This window comes from Synechococcus sp. UW106 (genome assembly GCF_900474015.1).
Lineage (GTDB): Bacteria > Cyanobacteriota > Cyanobacteriia > PCC-6307 > Cyanobiaceae > Parasynechococcus.
Window position 1 is genome coordinate 347,972 of the sequence record NZ_UCNV01000009.1, and the last position, 18,466, is coordinate 366,437.

Genomic DNA, 18,466 nt, shown 5'->3' on the forward strand with positions numbered 1-18,466 from the left:
GGTCATGGATCTGATGATCGAAGACCTGATGGAACAACTGGTGAAGGGCGGAGGAAGCGATCTTCACCTCGCGACCGGCCAGCCGCCCTATGGCCGCTTCAGCGGCGAGCTTCGGCCGATGACGGATCGGCCGCTGGCCGAGGAGGACTGCAACAAGCTGATCTTCTCGATGCTCAACAACAGCCAGCGCAAAACGCTGGAACAGACTTGGGAACTGGACTGCGCCTACGGCCTGAAGGGCGTTGCACGCTTCCGCGTCAATGTCTATCGACAGAAAGGCAGCTATGCGGCCTGCCTTCGAGCCCTCGGCAGCAAGATTCCCAGCGTTGAATTGCTCAACCTTCCACCAGTGGTGCTGGAAACCAGCGCGCGGCCCCGGGGGCTCGTGCTGGTGACCGGTCCCACCGGATCCGGAAAGACCACCACCCTGGCGGCACTACTTGATCACATCAACCACACCCGCAGCGAACACATCCTCACGATCGAAGACCCGATCGAATTCGTGTACCAGAGCGACAAAAGCCTGGTGCACCAACGCCAGCTGAACGAAGACACCCGTAGCTTTGCCAACGCCTTGCGCGCCGCCCTGCGGGAAGACCCAGACGTGATCCTGGTGGGTGAGATGCGGGATCTGGAGACCATTCAACTGGCCGTGAGTGCTGCCGAAACCGGACATCTCGTCTTCGGCACCCTTCACACCAGCTCCGCGGCCCAGACCGTGGACCGCATGGTCGACGTTTTCCCACCGGAACAACAAACGCAGATCCGTGTGCAGCTCTCGGGCAGCTTGGTGGCTGTGTTTTCCCAAACCCTCTGCCGACGTCAGAACCCTGCAGACGGACAGTTTGGTCGGGTGATGGCGCAGGAAATCCTGATCAACACCCCCGCCACCGCCAACCTGATCCGCGAGGGGAAAACGGCACAGCTGTACTCACAGATTCAGACCGGCGGAGAACAGGGCATGCAAACGCTGGAAAAAGCTTTGGCTGACCTCGTCAATCAAGGGAGTGTCTCCAAAGCGGAAGCCGTGGGCAAAGCCTCCAAACCATCAGAACTTGAACGCCTGCTGACGAACTGAAGCTTGAAATGCCAACCTTCAACGTCAAAATCGAAAAAGCGGATGGAACGATTGAGGATCTGATCGTTGAATCAAAATCACCGCTGAATGCAAAAAACTATTTAAGAAGACGCGGATTCAAACCCCTTGACGTTCAGATCAGCAGGTCCAACACGTCCGGCTTCGTTCAACCAAGAGAACGTGACTATATCGCCACTTGTCAGCTCAAAAATGGCACAAAAACAACGATTGAAATAAGCGCGACAAGCGAAATTGCCGCACGCCGAGAGTTGCGTCGACGTGGCCAACACGTGCTCAAACTTGAACCAGCACAAAGACAGACAAGATCAACAAAAATTGACAAGAAAGAAGCAACAACATCAATTCTTCCTGAATCAAAAACCAAGACACAACGTGCTGAAAAGAAAGGATCAGCAATGCAGTCGCTTGAACGTCTTTTTGAACGACCTCCAGGAGTCAAGGAAAAGGCAATTTGGGCGAGCAAACTCTCAGCACTTGTGGATGCAGGAGTTCCGATCGTTCGAGGCCTTGACTTAATGGCGACTCAGCAGAAGCTGCCTTTGTTCCGAAGGGCATTGAGCGAACTGAGCTCAGACGTCAATCAAGGCGTGGCGATGGGAACGGCCATGAGGGCCAACAGCAAGGTGTTTGACCAGCTCACCATTGCCATGGTGGAAGCCGGGGAAGCAGGTGGTGTGCTGGATGAAGCCCTTAAGCGACTAGCCAAATTGCTCGAGGACAACGCGAAACTTCAGAACCAAATCAAGGGAGCCTTGGGCTATCCCGTGGCGGTGCTGGTGATCGCCATCCTGGTGTTCCTGGGCATGACCATTTTTTTGATCCCGACCTTTGCGGGGATCTTCGAAGACTTGGGCGCCGAGCTGCCGGCCTTCACCCAACTGCTCGTTGATCTGAGCGAACTGCTGCGCTCTTCCGTCGCGCTTTATGCCGCAGGGATGATCCTGCTGGCGATCTGGCTATTGGGCCGGTTCTACGCAACCCACAAAGGCCGTCGGACGATCGATCGCCTGGTGCTGAAACTTCCGCTCTTCGGCGAACTGATTCTGATGACGGCGACAGCTCAGTTCTGCCGGATCTTCAGTTCGCTCACGCGAGCCGGCGTACCGATCCTGATGTCGATGGAGATCTCAAGCGAAACCGCCGGCAACTCAATCATTTCCGATGCCATCCTTGCCTCGCGGGGAATGGTTCAAGAAGGGGTGCTCCTCAGCAATGCGCTGATCCGCCACAAGGTGCTGCCGGATATGGCGCTGAACATGCTGGCCATCGGCGAGGAGACCGGTGAGATGGACAAGATGCTCAGCAAGGTGGCGGACTTCTACGAAGATGAAGTCGGAGCCATGGTCAAGGCGCTCACCTCAATGCTCGAGCCCGCAATGATTGTGGTGGTGGGCGGCATCGTGGGGTCCATCCTGCTGGCGATGTACCTGCCGATGTTCACCGTGTTTGATCAGATTCAGTGAGCGCGACGCCCATCGCCTGGCCCGCCAACCAACCGCCGCTCCAGCAGGCCTGAAAGTTGAAACCACCTGTCACCCCGTCCACATCCAGCAGTTCACCAGCCAGATAGAGACCTGGGCAGCGGCGGCTCTCCATCGTGGCCAGGTTGACGTCCCCCAAAGCGACACCTCCGGCGGTGACGAACTCCTCCCCGAACGGCCCACGCCCCTGTATGAACAAACTCTGCGCGCAGAGGATCTCCACCAATTGACGCTCCGCCTTGATCGGCAGATCGGCCCAACGGCGATCAGCCTCCACCCCAGCGATGGTCAGAAAGGCGTGCCACAACCGCCGCGGCAGATGCTCGAACGGCTTCGCTGCTGAAAGGGTTCGCCGGGCCTGCTCCTGCCGCCATTGGTGAAACCGCTCGGTCACTCCTGATCGTCCCAACCCAGCACTCCAATCCAGCTTCAGCTCACCCTTGTATCGGCTCTGATGCAGTGCCCTGGCGGCAAAGGCTGAGAGGCGGAGCGTGGCCGGACCACTCAGACCGCGGTGGGTGATCAACACCCGCCCGGTCTGGCGGAAACGCTCGGTGCCCAGTTTCAGATCAAGACCCACATCATCGATGGCAATGCCACTGCAGGCCGTCAGGGCCGGCGCCTGCAGCGTGAGGCTGAACAGCGATGGCACCGGCGGCACCACCTGGTGGCCGAGGGCCTCCGCCAGTTTTCGACCACTGGGATGCCCCCCCGTGGCCAGCATCAAGCAGCGTGCATGCAAAGGCTCCAGGCCGCGGCCCTCGAGCACAAAGCCACCCTCGGGGTGAACGCGCACCTGTTGGACCATCGCCTTGATTTGCAGCTGAACACCCGATGCCCGAGCCGCCTTCTGCAGGCACTGAATCACCGCCTCAGAACGGTTCTGCTGCGGGAACATCCGTCCATCGGGTTCCTCCACCAGCGTGAGCCCATGCTCGTCAAACCAAGCAATCGCATCCCCGCAAGCGAAGCGACTGAAGGGACCCCGCAAGGGTCGACTGCCTCGGGGGTAATGGGTGGCCAGTTCACGGGGGTCCCAGCAGGCATGGGTCACATTGCAGCGACCGCCGCCGCTGATGCGAACCTTCTGGAGAGGCTCAGGGGTGCCTTCAAGCACCAGCACCCGCTGAACCCCCTGCTCGGCAGCTGTGATCGCTGCCATGTATCCGGCAGGTCCACCGCCAACGACGATCAGATCAAGCGGGCTGGAAGCGGAGGGCGACACCGTTGTTGCAGTAGCGCTTGCCGGTGGGTCGAGGTCCGTCATTGAACACGTGGCCCTGGTGCCCACCGCAGCGGCTGCAGTGGTATTCCGTGCGCGGCAGGATCAATTTGAAATCTACTTTCGTGGCGATGGCCCCATCCAGGGGCTGCCAGAAGCTGGGCCAGCCGGTGCCGCTGTCGAACTTCGCCTCAGAGGAAAATAGGGCGAGATCACAACCGGCGCAGTAATAGGTCCCCGCCCTCTTCTCGTTGTTCAGGGGACTGGTGAAGGGCCGTTCAGTTCCCTCGTCACGAAGCACGTTGTAAGCCGCGGGAGACAACCTCTGACGCCAGGCTTCCTCTGACAGATCCCATTGGGGATCATCAGCCTTTGACGCCGCCAGCACCTGCCGCGTTCTCCAGAGTGAGCCCACCAGTCCTGCGGACACCGCAACCAGAAGCGATCGTCTCGAGACGGCGAAGCTACTGAAGGACATCATCACCAGATGAACAGAACTGGTTCTAGCCGGAGTGGGCCTTCACCGGAAGGCAGCATGGATCCATGAACACCGTCGCCACAGCGGACATCACAGGTGCCTTCCGATTCAGCGTCGCACCGATGCTCGACTGCACCGACCGCCACTTCCGGGTGCTGATGCGGCAGATCAGCCGCAGAGCTCTGCTCTACAGCGAAATGGTCGTGGCCCAGGCGCTGCACCACAGCAAGCGACGCAACAAGCTGCTGGATTTCGATCCTGTTGAACATCCGATCGCACTGCAGGTAGGCGGCGACGATCCAGCACTGTTGGCCGAAGCCGCACGACTGGCTCAGGACTGGGGCTACGACGAGATCAACCTCAATGTGGGCTGTCCCAGTCAGAAGGTACAGGCCGGCAATTTCGGAGCCTGTCTAATGGCGGAACCGGATCTGGTCGCCCGCTGCGTGGAAGCCATGGTCGACGCGGGGGGACTCCCCGTGACCGTGAAGCATCGGATTGGCATTGACGACCTCGACAGCGACGCGTTGCTGACGAACTTTGTGGATCGTGTGGCGCTGGCAGGGGCCAGCCGCTTCGCTGTTCATGCCCGTAAGGCCTGGCTGGAGGGCCTGGATCCCAAGCAGAACCGAACGATTCCTGCGCTCAGGCATGACCGCGTGCATGCCCTAAAGCAGCGCCGACCTGATCTGGTGATTGAACTCAATGGAGGGCTGGAGTCACCCGAAGACTGCCTTTTGGCGCTGGAAGGGTGCGATGGCGCCATGGTGGGGCGAGCCGCTTACAGCCATCCCCTGCGCTGGACCAGCGTCGATGCCTTGATCTTCGGAGAAGAGGAACGCCAGATCCTGGCGTCAGACGTCGTGAACGGCCTGCTTCCCCATGCGGCCGCTCATCTGGAGCGAGGAGGACGTTTATGGGACCTTTGCCGTCACCTTGTGCAGCTCGTGGAAGGCGTCCGTGGTGCCCGGCACTGGCGCCGGGAGCTGGGAGAGAAAGCCCAGCGACCCGGAGCCGACCTCAGTGTCCTGGTCCACGCCGGGCAACAGCTCAAGGACGCAGGACTCTGATCAACGACTGGCGTCAGCCCTGAGCTCCGCCGTAACCGGAATAGTCATCACCACCACTGGAGGATCCACGGCGACGACGGCTGCGGCCTTCGTCGTAGGCATTGCCTTCTCCACTGTTGTTATCGCGGGCTCCATAGCTGCGATCCTCCCAGCCGCGAGCTCCGGAGGGGCGATCACCACCACCGCCACCGCCGCCGCCGTAGCCGCCACCGCCGCCGTAGCCGCCACCGCCACCTCCACCTCCACCGCCGCCGTAGCCACCTCCACCGCCGCCGTAGCCACCTCCACCGCCGCCACGACGGGGAGCACTGCCCCGGGGTTCAGCTTTGTTGATCCGAAGAGGACGGCCCATCAGTTCTGCACCCTGAAGACCTTCAATCGCTGCATCTTCGGTGGACTCATCCGCCATCTCGATGAACGCAAAACCACGCTTGCGGCCTGTATCCCGCTCGAGGGGCAACGCACAGTTAGACACTTCACCGAACTGGGCAAACAGTTCAATCACATCTTCCTGCTCAGCGCGGAAGGGAAGGTTGCCGACAAAAATGCTCACGTTTTGCGTGGACCGGGTACGAAACAGTGGACCGAAGAGGCCTGGAATATTGCCATCGGGCCATGACTCCGGAACGAAGTGACATACCCCTGGCTGTTTAAGCGTAGACCCGTTTATGGGGGAGAGTCATCCCACCGCTTGACTTCCGTTGTAACGCTGTAACCAGCGCTGAAGCTGTTCATCAACACGCTCAAATCCCGTTCCCCCTTCACTGCGACGAGCAGCCACAACCGCCCGGGGAGCCAGGGCGTCATGCAGATCCGCCTCAAAGGCCGGATGAAGTTCCTTCCAGGCACTCAGATCAAGGTCACGCAACAAACAACCCTGCTCGAGACAACGCCGAACAACGGCGCCAACCAATTGATAGGCCTCGCGAAATGGAACACCACGAGACACCAGATAGTCGGCCACATCGGTCGCATTGGAAAAGTCCTGCTCCACCGCTTCATTAAGGCGCTCAACTCTGAAATCAAGGCCTTCCTCAAACAAAATCGCCATCGCCTCAACACAATCACGCGTTGTGCGGAAGGCATCAAACAGGGCCTCCTTGTCTTCCTGAAAATCCTTGTTGTAGGCCAGTGGAAGACCCTTGATCATGGTTAACAACCCCTGTAGGTGCCCGAAGACACGACCGGTTTTGCCCCGCACCAATTCGGGAACATCTGGATTTTTCTTCTGAGGCATAAGGCTGCTGCCGGTGGCGCAACGGTCACTGAGACGCACAAAACCGAATTCCTCCGACGCCCAGGCGATCACCTCCTCCGCCAGACGGCTCAGATGCACCATCACCAGGGACGCAGCAGCAGAGAACTCAACGCAGAAATCACGATCGCTGACGGCATCAAGGCTGTTGGCGTAAACCGCTGAGAAACCCAGTTCCTTCGCCGTGCGCTGGCGATCAATCGGCACCGGTGTACCCGCCAGTGCAGCAGCCCCAAGCGGGCAGATGTTCACACGTTTCCGCACATCCTGGAGCCGCTCACGGTCGCGCTCCAACATCTCGACGTAGGCGAGGAGGTGATGGGCGAGACAGAGCGGTTGCGCCCGCTGCAGATGGGTGTACCCGGGGATCATCGTGCGGCGATGACGATCCGCCTGGGTCAGCAGCGCGCCCTGCAGCCGCTGCAGATCCTGATCCAGACCATCCAGCCGTCGCCGCAACCAGAGCCGTAAATCGGTACCGACCTGATCGTTGCGGCTGCGTCCGGTGTGCAGCTTCTTGCCCACTGGACCCAACAGAGCAATGAGGCGACGTTCCACAGCGAAGTGAACATCCTCATCCGCCAAACCGGGCTGAAAACTGCCGAACGCCGCCTCGGCACGAACTGTCTCAAGGCCCTCCACCAGTTGCTCAGCTTCCGCCTCGGTGATCACTCCCGCGCCAGCCAACATCCGGGCATGGGCGATCGATCCATCCAGATCCTCCTGAAGCAACGTCAGGTCAAAACCGATGGAGGCATTGAACGCCTCGATGAAGGGATGCAAACCCTGCTCAAAACGATCGCTCCAGGTCCCTGCAGCACCACCGGTCACCCCACCAGCCATCAGTTCATCCATCGATTTCCTCAGCTTGTCAGGCGATTGACCGTCCCTGCACGCTCGGCAACGTGACCGCTTCCGGAACTTTCAGCACCACAAGGGAAGCGTCATCCTCCAGCTGGCGATCCGAACCCACAAATCGATCCAAACGTTCAAACAAGCTTTCAAGAATTCCCTGCGCCCCCTGACCACTGCGACATGCCGTTTCAAGGGCACGAATCAGCCGCGCCTCATCAAAACGATCTCCGGTGATCCCCGGTGCTTCCGTCACGCCATCGGTGTAATAGAGCAACACGTCTCCCGGTTCGAGCCGAACCTCACCAAGGGCAAACTCAGCCTCAGGCTGAAGACCGATCAGCAACCCTGCGGCATCCAGCCGCATGATCACCCGTCGTTCAGCACGCCAGAGCAAGGGAGGGTTATGGGCCGCGTTGGCGTAGCGCAACCGCAACGTGCGCGGATCCAGATCGGAATAAAACAGCGTCACAAACCGGTGGGATTGCGCGAGGTCCTCTTGAGCCAGCTGATTGAGGTCATGAAGAATCCGGTCCGGCGGCAGCCCACTGAGAACCTCAGCACGCAGCATCCCCCGCAACATCGTCATCAGCAGCCCGGCAGGAACGCCTTTGCCCATGACATCTCCCATCACCAGCGCCCAGCGCCCCCGCTCTCGACGACGGCCGATCAGTTCAGGACGGGTGGGAATGAAGTCGTAGTAGTCACCGCCCACCTGAAAAGCAGGACGGCACCGCGCAGCCAAGTCGACGCCCTCGATCACGGGGCACCGATCCGGCAACAACTGGGCCTGAATCTCTGCTCCGATGCTGAGTTGTCGGTCGACACGCTCATGACGGCGGGCATCCTGCAGCATCTGATCGTTTTCGATCGCAACACCAGCGAGATCCGCCACTAACTGGACATGCCGACGATGCACCTCGGTCCAGACCAATGAACCGTTGCGGGCATAGACGTAAAGGCGGCCCCGCGACCGACCACGGGCCGTCACAGACGTTGCAAACAGACCCGCTTTAGGAAGGCAGCGTTGGACCAGTCGATCAAGCGCCAGAACCTGCTGGTCGTCGCTGCCAAACCCTGCTGCAGAACCAGGTTCAAAAGCGGCCAGCCGCCGCAACAGATCCTGTGAAGGCTCCTCCGGAATGCCCTGCAACTGATCACGCCAGAGGCGACCATCCGTCTGAAACGGAACCAGCAGGGCACCCTCAACCCCCACCAGACGCGAGGCCACGACAGGCACAAGCTCAAGAAAGCGTTGGAGATTGGTGAAGCTGCGCAGAGCAAACCCCAAGGAGACCAACAGGTCCTGGTTGCGGCGCTGTTCGCTGCTGAGGCTGTCAAAAAGCTGACGCAACGAGTCGATCGCCTGGGGCGAAGGATTCCCGGTCCGCTGCGAGGGCCTGGGATGACGTCCGGGCGGCTTGCTGCTCAACCTCGCACCACCGGGATCCGCAAGGTAGCAACGCTTCAGCGTCCAGCCAGCAGAGCCTCAATGAATTCAAAACTGTTGAAGGGGCGCAAATCGCGAATCCCCTCACCAGCGCCAATGAAACGAATCGGCAAGCCAGCCTCAGACGACACCGCCAAAGCCACGCCGCCACGGGCTGTACCGTCCAGTTTCGTGATCACAACACCAGTGAGCCCGGCCGCCTGAGCAAAGGCCATGGCCTGACGAAGCCCGTTCTGACCCTGGCTTGCATCAAGAACCAGCAACGATTCGACCTTCGCCTCCGGCGCCAAACGGTCGATGATCTTCCTGACTTTTTGGAGTTCCTCCATCAGGTTGTGCTTGGTCTGCAGCCGTCCGGCCGTGTCCACCAGCAGCAGATCCGACCCCCGCGAACGGGCCGCACCGATGGCGTCGAACACAACGGCAGCTGGATCCGCATTGCTGCTGGGGTTCGACACCACGGGGACATCGCTGCGCTCGCCCCAGATCTCAACTTGCTGGACAGCAGCAGCACGGAAGGTATCTGCAGCTGCAATCAGAGCCGAATAACCGCTGCGAACAGCCAGGTTGGCCAATTTCCCAAGGGTCGTTGTCTTGCCAACGCCATTCACCCCCACCATCAACCAGATATTGAGCCGATCCCGTTCCGGAGCCAGAAGGGGAACACCACTGGCCTGAATGGGGGCATCCAACAGGCCACGCAGCTGTTCTTTGAGGAAGCGAATCCCTTCTTGAGGGTCAACCACCTCCTGATTCATCCGCTGCCGCAAGGCATCCAGCACCTGATCGGTGGCCTGGACGCCAGCATCAGCCCTCAACAACAAGGTTTCGAGATCGTCGAGAACCTCAGGCGTCAGCGGATCGTCACCAAGGTTCTCGAGAAGACCGGTCACAAAACCCTGACGGGTCTTCTCAAGGCCGCGGCGAAGCCGACCCAACCAATCAATTTCCTCGAGGGAAACCTGATCAACACGACGCCCTTGGGCCGCAAGCACCTCAGCCGACCAGGTGAAATCCTGATCAAAGTCACCCAGCTGCGGCTCGTCCGAGTCGACGGTGGGCTCGGGCGCTGGTGCCGGAGTGGGTGCAGGGGGAGCCTCGAAGGCTCTGTTGTCCAGATCCTGCTGACGCTGCTGGCGTTGAGCCGCGGCTTGCTCCAGCAACGACAACCCTTGTGCTGGTGCTGGGGACGGCGTCTGGGTTGGTGGCTGACTCGGTAGGGGGGAGGGAGTCGGTAGGGATACCGGTGCCGGTGCCGGGGTTGGTTCGGGACTCGGCTCAGGAGTGGGCTGGGGGACAGCTTCAGCTGGAGGCGTCGCGGCCTGCTGCTGTGCCTTCAGGCGGGCGTAAGCCTCACGGGCCCAAGCCAGGGCCTCGTCTTCCTCCTCGTTGACTTCAGGAGCTGGGGTCGGCTCTGGTTGTGTGACAGCAACTTCAGAAGAAACCGACGTGGGCGCCGGGGCAGGAGACGGCTCCGATGTAGGCGCCGGGGTGGGCGTCGGCTCTGGCTTCGGAGACTCCTCAGCCTGTCGTTCGAACCAGTTGAACACCATCAGGCTGATGCTTTGGATTGAGCGTCATGAAACCGGCGCAAGACACCGTTAATCATCCGGCGACCCTGCTCATCGCTGTAACGGTTGGCCAGTTCAACCGCTTCGTTAAACGCCACCGGGGCTGGAGTTCGCAGGCTTTCAAGATCAACAACAGCCAACCGGAGGATGTCGCGGTCAATCCGCGGAAGACGCGTCAGTCTCCAGCCCTCCATCACCTGATCCAGCCGTGTGTCGATGCCCTCGCGCTGGGTCAGCACCTTCTGAACCCGCTCCATGGCACCACGGCGAATCTGCTCCTGGTCCCCAAGCAACAACAGCCGAGGCAACTCAAGGCTGGCGGACAATCCGTTCAGCACCTGTTCAGCGGCACTCAAGGATGAGCGCAGATGGGTGCGCACAGCGTCATGGGTTCCGGTTTCGCCCTGCTGCAACTCGCTGTCCAGCAATGACTGCTGCGCCTGCTCCAGCTCTGCTGCACTGGCATCGAGCGATTCGCGCCAATGCTGGGTGAGGGTGTCGAGGGCCTGATCAAGGATGGAATCAAGGGCCAAATCAGCCACTGAGGCTGACTTCTGTTCCGGCACCTGGCCGAGCACGAGCAGAGCTAGCTCGCGTGAAAGAGATCGTGTCGCCATGACTCAGCTGGAAGGAGATGCAGAAGCCCGCAACTGGGCCATGAGGCTGGAGAAACTTCGATTCACGGGTGCTTCCCGATCATCGGGGTTGACGATGCCAGCAGAAATGATCGTTCGGAAGGCCTCTTCCACACTGATCTCAAGCTCCCGGACGGACCCCGCAGGAACAAGGGTGTACCAACCGGTGGTTGGATTCGGAGCGGTGGGAATGAACACACTTAATAGAGGCTCCTTCAGATCGGACTGAAGCGAGGGACCCACCTCACCGGTCACAAAACCGACGCTGAATAAACCCTCCCTTGGGTACTCCACCAGAACAACTCGACGGAACCGGGTGGAGTTGTCGCGAAGAAAGGTTTCCAGTAGTTGCTTCAGGGTCTTGTAAACCGACCCAGCGAGAGGGATCCGGCTCAGGGTGCCTTCACCGAACTCCAACAGCCAGCGCCCAACGATATTGCGGGCCATTAATCCGATCAGAAGGATGCCCATCAGAGGCACCGTGAGACCGAGAGCCAGATTGATCAGATCCTGAAGCAGTGGGTTCAGGGTGATGAAGGGATTGAACTGCTTCGGGATCGAGGTTAGGAACGCCAGAACAAAGCGACTGACGATTGTTGACAACCAAATCGTGGTCGCGAGTGGGATCACCACCAGCAACCCTGCGATCAGGTCGTTCTTCAGATCCTGCCGAAGCCTTGCGGACAGCGGCAGATCAGGTCTGGGATTGGACTGGACCAAGGAGCCTCTGCGCCCAGCTTTGAATGAAGTCTGACCAACCTAACCAGCGGTCAGAGCACTGCCGTGAAAGCAAGGAGCACAAAAGCGACGGCGAGGACCACAGCATTGATGGTTCCGCCAATGAACCTCTGCCTGGATTCGCGTGTCTGGCCGGCCTCAACGGTCTTGAGTTGCGCCTCCATCTGTGCGATCTGATCGTCAACCATCGTTTCGGCAGCCCGCAACTTGTCCTCATCGGTGGCATCCGCAGCGAGTTGACCAGCCTGGGCCAGCTGCTCACCCAGGGACGTCACCTGCGCTTCATCGGCGCGGAAGGCCCGGGCATCCTTCAGGGCTTCGCGGCCCTGCTCAAGATTGCGCAAACGGGCAACGTCACCTGCACCACCATCCATCGAAATGGGAACAGCAACCACCATGCCGAGAGCTAACAGTGCTGAAAAAACGGCGACTAGCAAGCGCAGAGGGCTGCGCTGCTGCTGAGGGTGATCCAGCCGGGACCCAATCAGGCAGATCAGCAAACCGGCAAAACCCAGAGGAGCCAGGGCCACCAGGGGACCGGTGACCTGCGGGCGGGGAGCATCCGAGCTCCAGTCGACGCCCACCAAAACAGCCACCATCTGCAACACGAGGATCACCACAAGGGTCAAGCCGAGCCACCGCAGCAAGGGTGCAAATCGTCCTGTCTCGGTGCCGGTCACGAAGAAGATGCTGATAAGCGCTCAACACTAAGGTCGATGCAAGGGCATGTCACCGATCAACAGACGTGGTTGAGTCAGGCCCTGAAGCGCCGCGCCGCCGAGGAGGGCTTTAATCCTGTTGGGATTGCCAGGATCCCGGGAAGTCCACGGCTGCAGCTGCGTACGGAAGCCCTACAGCGTTGGTTGGACCATGGGCATCAGGCCGACATGGCCTGGATGGCAGCCCCCCGACGTCGAGATCCAACACTTCTGTTGGAAGGACTCACCAGCGTGCTTGCCGTTGGCCTCAACTATTACGTCAACGACCAACCCTCCCCCGGATCCCTCAAGGTCGCCCGCTATGGCTGGGGTCGGGACTACCACCGTGTTGTGGATCAACGGCTCCGGAGGATCGGTCGTTGGCTATCGGAACAGCGGCCCGAATGTGGCTGGCGAGCCTGTGTTGACGCTGCACCGCTGCTGGACAAGGCCTGGGCCGAGGAAGCGGGGCTGGGCTGGATCGGCAAGCACAGCAATCTGATTCACCCCCAACGGGGCTCGTGGATGGTGATCGGCCATCTCCTGACCACGGAGCCCCTGGACGCCGACCCACCAGCGCGAAGCCTCTGTGGACGCTGCAACGCCTGCATGGATGCCTGCCCGACGGATGCGATCCGTGAACCTTTTGTGGTGGATGCAAGGCGATGCCTGGCCTTTCACACAATCGAAAACCGAGCGGAGGCTCTACCAGAGAGCATTCGCGCTGCCCTTGGCCCATGGGTGGCGGGGTGTGACATCTGCCAAGACGTCTGCCCCTGGAACCATCAGACACTGCCCCACAGCAACGATCCCGATGTACAGCCGCGCCCGTGGCTGCTGAACCTGCACCGGAACGACGTCCAGCACTGGGATAACAAGCTCTGGGACGAGAACCTGCGGGGGTCGGCATTGCGGCGGATCAAACCCTGGATGTGGCGCCGCAACGCCGCTGCAGCACAACCGGATCCCACACCTACGCTTTAGCCACTCCAACAACGATCCAGTGCTGCGTCGAATTCGCTTCAGTCGAACGCTGGCGGCTGCACTGATGGTCCTCGGCGGTTGGTTCGGCGCGCCGGCAGCCAACGCCCTCATTCCCTACATCTATCTACCCACCGAAGAGGAGCTCAAAGGTTCATCGATCGGCATCGGACGGACTGCTGCGCAGTTGCTGCAGCTAGGGCAGGCCAAAGATGCGGCTCGACTCGCGGCTCTGGCGGTTCGGCTCAATCCGAATGACGAACGGTTCTGGTCGATCCTGGCGGAGGCGCAACTCCGCAACAACGACCTCAAGGATGCAAGCAGGTCTCTAGCCCGCGCCAAGGAACTGAATCCCGAGAAAGCTGGCCTCTGGTTTGCCGAAGCAGCGATCGCCCTGCGGGCAGAGCGACCGGATGACGCTGTTCCTTTGATTGCCCGCGGACTTCAATTGGATCCGGAGAATGCTGCTGCCTATTTCGACCTCGGCAACGCCAGGATCATGCAGAACGAACTGCCACTGGCACTGGAGTCGTTCGAAAAAGCCACGGCACTGAAACCAGCGTTCTGGGAAGCCCTGAACAACCAAGCGCTCGTTCTCTATGAGCTAGGCCAGCATCAAGAAGCGGTGCGTCGCTGGCGCCGGGTGTTGAAGCTGGAGGCCAATGCAGAACCCATGCTGGCGCTGGCCGCAGCTCTGCACCAACAGGGTGAGCAGACAGAAGCGATCCAGCTGGCATCAACAGCACTGGCCCAAAACCCCAACTACGTCTTGCCATTGCACCAAGCGGAACAGCTCTGGGGTCGTCGCATCCGTGAAGCGACGGCACAATTGCTCGGTGAGCCGGAGCTCACCAACATTGTTGAACGGGCCCAAGCCAACGCAACGTGGAAGAAAAGCCAGTGATCATCTGTAGGCTGAGCGCCTTCCGGTCGGAGATCGACAGACCGAATGGCTGAGGAGCGCGTTCAACCGATCGCACTGCATCAGGAGATGCAGCGCTCCTACCTCGAATACGCGATGAGCGTGATCGTGGGTCGGGCGTTGCCCGATGCCCGCGATGGTCTCAAGCCCGTCCAACGACGCATCCTCTACGCGATGCAGGAACTGGGGCTCACCCCAGACCGTCCTTACCGCAAATGCGCGAGGGTCGTTGGTGACGTGCTTGGCAAGTACCACCCCCACGGTGATCAGGCGGTTTATGACGCCCTGGTGCGGCTTGTTCAGACCTTCTCCAGCCGTCACCCACTGCTTGACGGCCACGGCAATTTCGGCTCGGTGGACGACGACCCACCGGCGGCGATGCGGTACACCGAAACCCGCCTGGCGCCCATCTCCCACCAGGCGATGCTTGAGGAGATCGGTGAAGACACGGTTGATTTTGCGCCGAACTTCGATGGATCCCAACAGGAACCAACCGTTCTTCCTGCTCAGCTCCCCTTCCTGCTGCTGAACGGCTGCTCTGGCATCGCGGTCGGCATGGCCACCAGCATCCCGCCTCACAATCTGGGAGAAGTGGTGGATGGTCTGATCGCCCTGATCCGGAAGCCGGAACTGAGTGACGAGAAACTTCTGGAACTGATCCCAGGGCCGGACTTTCCAACCGGCGGTGAAGTGCTGATCAGCTCGGGGCTACAGGACACTTATCTGCGTGGACGCGGCAGTATCCCGATGCGCGGCGTCGCCCACACCGAAGAGGTGCAACCCGGCAAGGGGCGCCACAAGCGCAATGCCGTTGTCGTCACGGAATTGCCGTACCAGCTCAGCAAGGCCGGCTGGATTGAAAAGCTGGCCGAGTCCGTCAACGACGGAAAGATCGGTGGAATCGCCGATATCCGAGACGAAAGCGACCGGGAAGGCATGCGCGTTGTGGTGGAACTACGCCGTGATGCGGATCCAGACAAGGTTTTGAAGGATCTGCAACGACGAACGGCTCTGCAAAGCAACTTCGGAGCCATCCTGCTGGCCCTCGTCGATGGACAACCCCAGCAGCTTTCCTTACGCCAACTGCTGCAGACCTTTCTCGATTTCAGGGAACTGACCCTGATTCGACGCACCAGTCATGCGCTCCGCAAGACAGAAGACAGGCTTGAGGTCGTAGAGGGACTGATCACGGCTCTGAACAATCTTCAGGCCGTGATCGCCATGATTCAAGAAGCCAATGACGCTGCATCAGCCCGCGCGAGCTTGATGGTGCGGCTCGACCTCAGCGAACGCCAGGCTGATGCAGTGTTGGCCATGCCCCTCCGGCGCCTGACGGGACTGGAGCAGGAAAGCCTGCGACAGGAGCTGGATGAACTGCGGGCGGAACGTCAACGGCTCAAGTTGCTCCTGGACAACCGGGATCAATTGCTGGACGCAATGGTGACGGAACTCAAGGAGTTGAAGAAGCGCTTCAGCACCCCCCGTCGAACCCGACTCGTGGAAGGTGGCGATGCACTGATGGCCGAACGGGCAGCCAGCCAACGCCCGAATACAGAACTCCTGCGTCAGCAGGCACTATCCGCACTGCCTGGGGATGGTCGGGTGCTGATCCAAGCCGATGGACAAGTAAAAATCGTCACCCCTCAGGTGCTGGGCCGTCTCCATCTCAATGATCCTTGCCCGATTGGCGACGCACCGTCTCCGGCACAGGTGATCCTGCCGATCGAACCCCCACCGAGACTGCTGGCGGTAAGTGCCGGCGGCCGCATTGCCCAGGTTCGCTGGGAATTTGCCGGACAACAGCCTGGTCAGATCGGGCGTTTCCTGCCCACCGGCCTCGATGGAGACCGCATCGTCTCCCTTCTGTCGCTGCCCCACCAAAACACAGATGATCACAGTCTGGGCCTACTCAGCAGCGACGGTCGCTTCAAACGAATTCCTCTGAGCGAGGTCGTGGACCTTTCCGGTCGAGCCACAAGCGTTCTCAAATTGAAGGAAGGCGTGGAGCTCAACAGTGCTGTGATCTGCCGCGACCAGGGAACACTGGTTCTGATCAGCGACATCGGTCGGCTCTTGCGTCTGCGGGTCACCGAGGACTCCCTTCCATTAATGGGCCGATTGGCACAGGGACCCATGACCATGCGATTGCTGCCAGGGGAAGAGATCATCGGAGCTGTCTGCGCAGAACAGACACCACTCATGCTGATCAGCCAACAAGGGTTGATCGGCCGCATCGATTGCTCAGGCCTGCGATACAACCAACGCGGTGATCTCGGCAGCATGGCCGTTGAAATTGACACCGAATCTGATCGTCTTGTCGGTATCAGCGATCAAACCGGACTCGTGGGAGTGCGGACAAGCAAAGAGCGTCACGGGCGCATGGATCCGAACGAAATCAACATCACACAACCAGGAGAAAGATTAAGCCAACAAACTTCTCTTCAGAATGGCGAAAGAATCGTTGAAGTGATCAACACAATTCAACTGCACAACTGATCAGGAGCTGCAATTCTGCTCCAACCACCTGAAATACTCTTCATCAATACCACCAGTTACATAATGCCCATCAAAACAAGACATCTCTAGATCCTTGATGTCGGTATTTTCGACAATACTTTCCAGTAAATTTTCAACAGTCTGATAAACAACATGATCAGCACCAAGAACATCTGAAATGTCATCAATTGTTCGACCATGGGCAAGGAGTTCCGCCCTGGTCGGCATATTAATTCCATAAACATTGGGGTAGCGGACAGGGGGAGCCGCTGATGTAAATGTCACCTTATTAGCACCGGCACTACGCGCCATCTGAACAATTTCGCGAGAGGTAGTACCACGAACAATAGAATCGTCGACAATCAACACATTCTTGCCGGCAAATTCAGTACCAAGGGCATTAAGTTTCTGACGTACTGATTTTTTTCGTTCCGCCTGACCAGGCATAATGAAGGTTCGACCGACATAGCGGTTCTTATAAAAACCTTCGCGATAGTCAAGACCCAATTGCTTGGCGACCTGCATCGCAGACGGCCTCGCTGAATCCGGAATCGGCATCACAACATCGATATCACCAGCCGGTAATGTTTCAGAAATCGTTTTAGCAAGACGATCGCCCATCCTTAACCGCGACTCATAGACTGAAATACCATTCATTAGAGAATCCGGCCGTGCCAGATAGACGTACTCAAAAGCACAAGGAATCAACCGAGGAGAATCTGCACACTGACGCTGGTGCAAGTTGGCGTCGACGTCGATAAATACAGCCTCACCAGGATCAACATCGCGAACTATCTCGTAGCCACTGTTTTCAATCACCAACGACTCACTGGCGACAATCCACTCCTCCCGACCCTGGTCGGATAAACGCCTACCCAAAATCAGAGGACGAATTCCATAGGGATCACGGAATGCCAGCATTCCATGGCCCGCAATCAGAGCAATGGCCGCATAGGAGCCCTGAACGCGGTGATACAGAGATGCCACCGCATCAAACAACTGATCCGGCGTGAGATCTCGTCCCGTGAGCTGAGATTGAACCTCGGTAGCCAACACATTGAGCAACATCTCCGTATCGCTCGTGGAATTTGTATGACGACGATCAATCCTGAATAGATCCTGCTCGAGCTGAAGAGTGTTGGTGAGATTGCCGTTATGAACAAAGGTGATGCCATAGGGAGCATTCACATAAAAGGGCTGAACTTCCTCTTCAGAAGCAGCAGCACCACGAGTTGCATAGCGAACATGACCGATACCAGCATTGCCCAAAAGCTTTCGCATGTCTCGGGTGCGAAACGCTTCACGCACACGTCCCTTTTGTTTGTGCACATGGAAGGTGTGATTGTCCATCGTGACAATCCCAGCCGAATCCTGCCCACGGTGCTGAAGCAGAAGCAGATTGTCGTAGATCTGTTGGTTGACTGAGTCAACACAGAACATGCCGATAATGCCGCACATGATGAATCCGTAGACAGAGAGAAAAGGAAGAGAATCGGCCGTCAGGAAACGCCTGACTCA

17 protein-coding genes are annotated in these 18,466 nt (G+C 59.1%); 6 read left to right on the plus strand and 11 right to left on the minus strand.

Features of this window, described 5'->3' with window-relative positions; translation table 11 throughout:
- Positions 1-4 precede the first annotated feature (4 nt).
- Positions 5-1,078: a type IV pilus twitching motility protein PilT gene (locus DXY30_RS09430; protein WP_115094693.1), complete on the plus strand. Its 1,074-nt coding sequence runs from the start codon at positions 5-7 to the stop codon at positions 1,076-1,078.
- Positions 1,079-1,277: 199 nt separating this feature from the next.
- On the opposite strand, the gene DXY30_RS14465 is transcribed toward DXY30_RS09430, so the two are convergent.
- A complete protein-coding gene (locus DXY30_RS14465) occupies positions 1,278-1,562 on the minus strand; it encodes a hypothetical protein (RefSeq protein WP_244281376.1) in 285 nt (94 codons plus the stop codon).
- On the opposite strand from DXY30_RS14465, the gene DXY30_RS09435 reads away from it, so the two are divergent.
- Positions 1,495-2,562: a type II secretion system F family protein gene (locus tag DXY30_RS09435; RefSeq protein ID WP_115094694.1), complete on the plus strand. Its 1,068-nt coding sequence runs from the start codon at positions 1,495-1,497 to the stop codon at positions 2,560-2,562. The two genes, DXY30_RS14465 and DXY30_RS09435, sit on opposite strands and share 68 nt — an antisense overlap.
- Here the strand turns inward: DXY30_RS09435 and DXY30_RS09440 are convergent.
- Together DXY30_RS09440 and msrB are read right to left on the minus strand one after the other, a co-directional pair.
- The gene (locus DXY30_RS09440) at positions 2,537-3,805 is read right to left on the minus strand and encodes an NAD(P)/FAD-dependent oxidoreductase (protein WP_115094695.1); all 1,269 of its coding nucleotides are present in this window, start codon (positions 3,803-3,805) and stop codon (positions 2,537-2,539) included. The two genes, DXY30_RS09435 and DXY30_RS09440, sit on opposite strands and share 26 nt — an antisense overlap.
- A complete protein-coding gene (gene msrB, locus DXY30_RS09445; RefSeq protein ID WP_115094696.1) occupies positions 3,777-4,280 on the minus strand; it encodes a peptide-methionine (R)-S-oxide reductase MsrB in 504 nt (167 codons plus the stop codon). Before msrB ends, DXY30_RS09440 begins: the two co-directional genes overlap by 29 nt.
- Before the next feature lie 65 nt (positions 4,281-4,345).
- Here msrB and dusA point away from each other — a divergent pair, with 65 nt between their 5' ends.
- Positions 4,346-5,350, plus strand: coding sequence for a tRNA dihydrouridine(20/20a) synthase DusA (gene dusA / locus DXY30_RS09450; RefSeq protein WP_115094697.1), 1,005 nt, complete (start codon positions 4,346-4,348; stop codon positions 5,348-5,350).
- Between the two features lie 13 nt (positions 5,351-5,363).
- On the opposite strand, the gene DXY30_RS09455 is transcribed toward dusA, so the two are convergent.
- From DXY30_RS09455 to DXY30_RS09485, 7 genes are all read right to left on the minus strand, one after another.
- The gene (locus DXY30_RS09455) at positions 5,364-5,903 is read right to left on the minus strand and encodes an RNA-binding protein (RefSeq protein WP_115094698.1); all 540 of its coding nucleotides are present in this window, start codon (positions 5,901-5,903) and stop codon (positions 5,364-5,366) included.
- A 126-nt stretch (positions 5,904-6,029) separates the two neighbouring features.
- Positions 6,030-7,448, minus strand: coding sequence for an argininosuccinate lyase (argH, locus tag DXY30_RS09460; RefSeq protein ID WP_170951234.1), 1,419 nt, complete (start codon positions 7,446-7,448; stop codon positions 6,030-6,032).
- 28 nt (positions 7,449-7,476) lie between these two features.
- On the minus strand, positions 7,477-8,889 hold the full coding sequence (locus DXY30_RS09465; RefSeq protein WP_115094700.1) for a PP2C family protein-serine/threonine phosphatase: 1,413 nt from the start codon (positions 8,887-8,889) through the stop codon (positions 7,477-7,479).
- A gap of 35 nt (positions 8,890-8,924) precedes the next feature.
- The gene (gene ftsY, locus DXY30_RS09470) at positions 8,925-10,460 is read right to left on the minus strand and encodes a signal recognition particle-docking protein FtsY (RefSeq protein WP_115094701.1); all 1,536 of its coding nucleotides are present in this window, start codon (positions 10,458-10,460) and stop codon (positions 8,925-8,927) included.
- The gene (nusB, locus tag DXY30_RS09475) at positions 10,460-11,095 is read right to left on the minus strand and encodes a transcription antitermination factor NusB (protein WP_115024717.1); all 636 of its coding nucleotides are present in this window, start codon (positions 11,093-11,095) and stop codon (positions 10,460-10,462) included. Before nusB ends, ftsY begins: the two co-directional genes overlap by 1 nt.
- Positions 11,096-11,098: 3 nt before the next feature.
- Positions 11,099-11,833, minus strand: coding sequence for a DUF502 domain-containing protein (locus tag DXY30_RS09480; RefSeq protein WP_115024716.1), 735 nt, complete (start codon positions 11,831-11,833; stop codon positions 11,099-11,101).
- A 50-nt stretch (positions 11,834-11,883) separates the two neighbouring features.
- On the minus strand, positions 11,884-12,531 hold the full coding sequence (locus tag DXY30_RS09485; protein ID WP_115094702.1) for an HpsJ family protein: 648 nt from the start codon (positions 12,529-12,531) through the stop codon (positions 11,884-11,886).
- Positions 12,532-12,567: 36 nt separating this feature from the next.
- Here DXY30_RS09485 and queG point away from each other — a divergent pair, with 36 nt between their 5' ends.
- From queG to DXY30_RS09500, 3 genes are read left to right on the plus strand one after another with little or no spacing between them, the layout of a single operon-like run.
- The gene (gene queG, locus DXY30_RS09490; RefSeq protein ID WP_115094703.1) at positions 12,568-13,533 is read left to right on the plus strand and encodes a tRNA epoxyqueuosine(34) reductase QueG; all 966 of its coding nucleotides are present in this window, start codon (positions 12,568-12,570) and stop codon (positions 13,531-13,533) included.
- A 19-nt stretch (positions 13,534-13,552) separates the two neighbouring features.
- Positions 13,553-14,434 (plus strand): tetratricopeptide repeat protein, encoded by an 882-nt coding sequence (locus DXY30_RS09495; protein ID WP_115094704.1) that lies wholly within the window; start codon positions 13,553-13,555, stop codon positions 14,432-14,434.
- Positions 14,435-14,479: 45 nt separating this feature from the next.
- Positions 14,480-16,948, plus strand: coding sequence for a DNA topoisomerase (ATP-hydrolyzing) subunit A (locus DXY30_RS09500; protein ID WP_115094705.1), 2,469 nt, complete (start codon positions 14,480-14,482; stop codon positions 16,946-16,948).
- Here the strand turns inward: DXY30_RS09500 and purF are convergent, their stop codons facing one another.
- Positions 16,949-18,406 (minus strand): amidophosphoribosyltransferase, encoded by a 1,458-nt coding sequence (purF, locus tag DXY30_RS09505; RefSeq protein WP_115094706.1) that lies wholly within the window; start codon positions 18,404-18,406, stop codon positions 16,949-16,951. It lies immediately after the preceding gene.
- Positions 18,407-18,466 lie beyond the last annotated feature (60 nt).

What these genes read in the sequence shown, in the direction of transcription:
- DXY30_RS09430 (WP_115094693.1), top strand. Translation starts at nt 5, where the DNA reads ATGGATCTGATGATCGAAGACCTGATGGAACAACTGGTGAAGGGCGGA.
- DXY30_RS09435 (WP_115094694.1), top strand. Translation starts at nt 1,495, where the DNA reads ATGCAGTCGCTTGAACGTCTTTTTGAACGACCTCCAGGAGTCAAGGAA.
- msrB (WP_115094696.1), bottom strand. Translation starts at nt 4,280, where the DNA reads ATGTCCTTCAGTAGCTTCGCCGTCTCGAGACGATCGCTTCTGGTTGCG.
- dusA (WP_115094697.1), top strand. Translation starts at nt 4,346, where the DNA reads ATGAACACCGTCGCCACAGCGGACATCACAGGTGCCTTCCGATTCAGC.
- argH (WP_170951234.1), bottom strand. Translation starts at nt 7,448, where the DNA reads ATGGCTGGTGGGGTGACCGGTGGTGCTGCAGGGACCTGGAGCGATCGT.
- ftsY (WP_115094701.1), bottom strand. Translation starts at nt 10,460, where the DNA reads ATGGTGTTCAACTGGTTCGAACGACAGGCTGAGGAGTCTCCGAAGCCA.
- nusB (WP_115024717.1), bottom strand. Translation starts at nt 11,095, where the DNA reads ATGGCGACACGATCTCTTTCACGCGAGCTAGCTCTGCTCGTGCTCGGC.
- queG (WP_115094703.1), top strand. Translation starts at nt 12,568, where the DNA reads ATGCAAGGGCATGTCACCGATCAACAGACGTGGTTGAGTCAGGCCCTG.
- DXY30_RS09500 (WP_115094705.1), top strand. Translation starts at nt 14,480, where the DNA reads ATGGCTGAGGAGCGCGTTCAACCGATCGCACTGCATCAGGAGATGCAG.
- purF (WP_115094706.1), bottom strand. Translation starts at nt 18,406, where the DNA reads ATGTGCGGCATTATCGGCATGTTCTGTGTTGACTCAGTCAACCAACAG.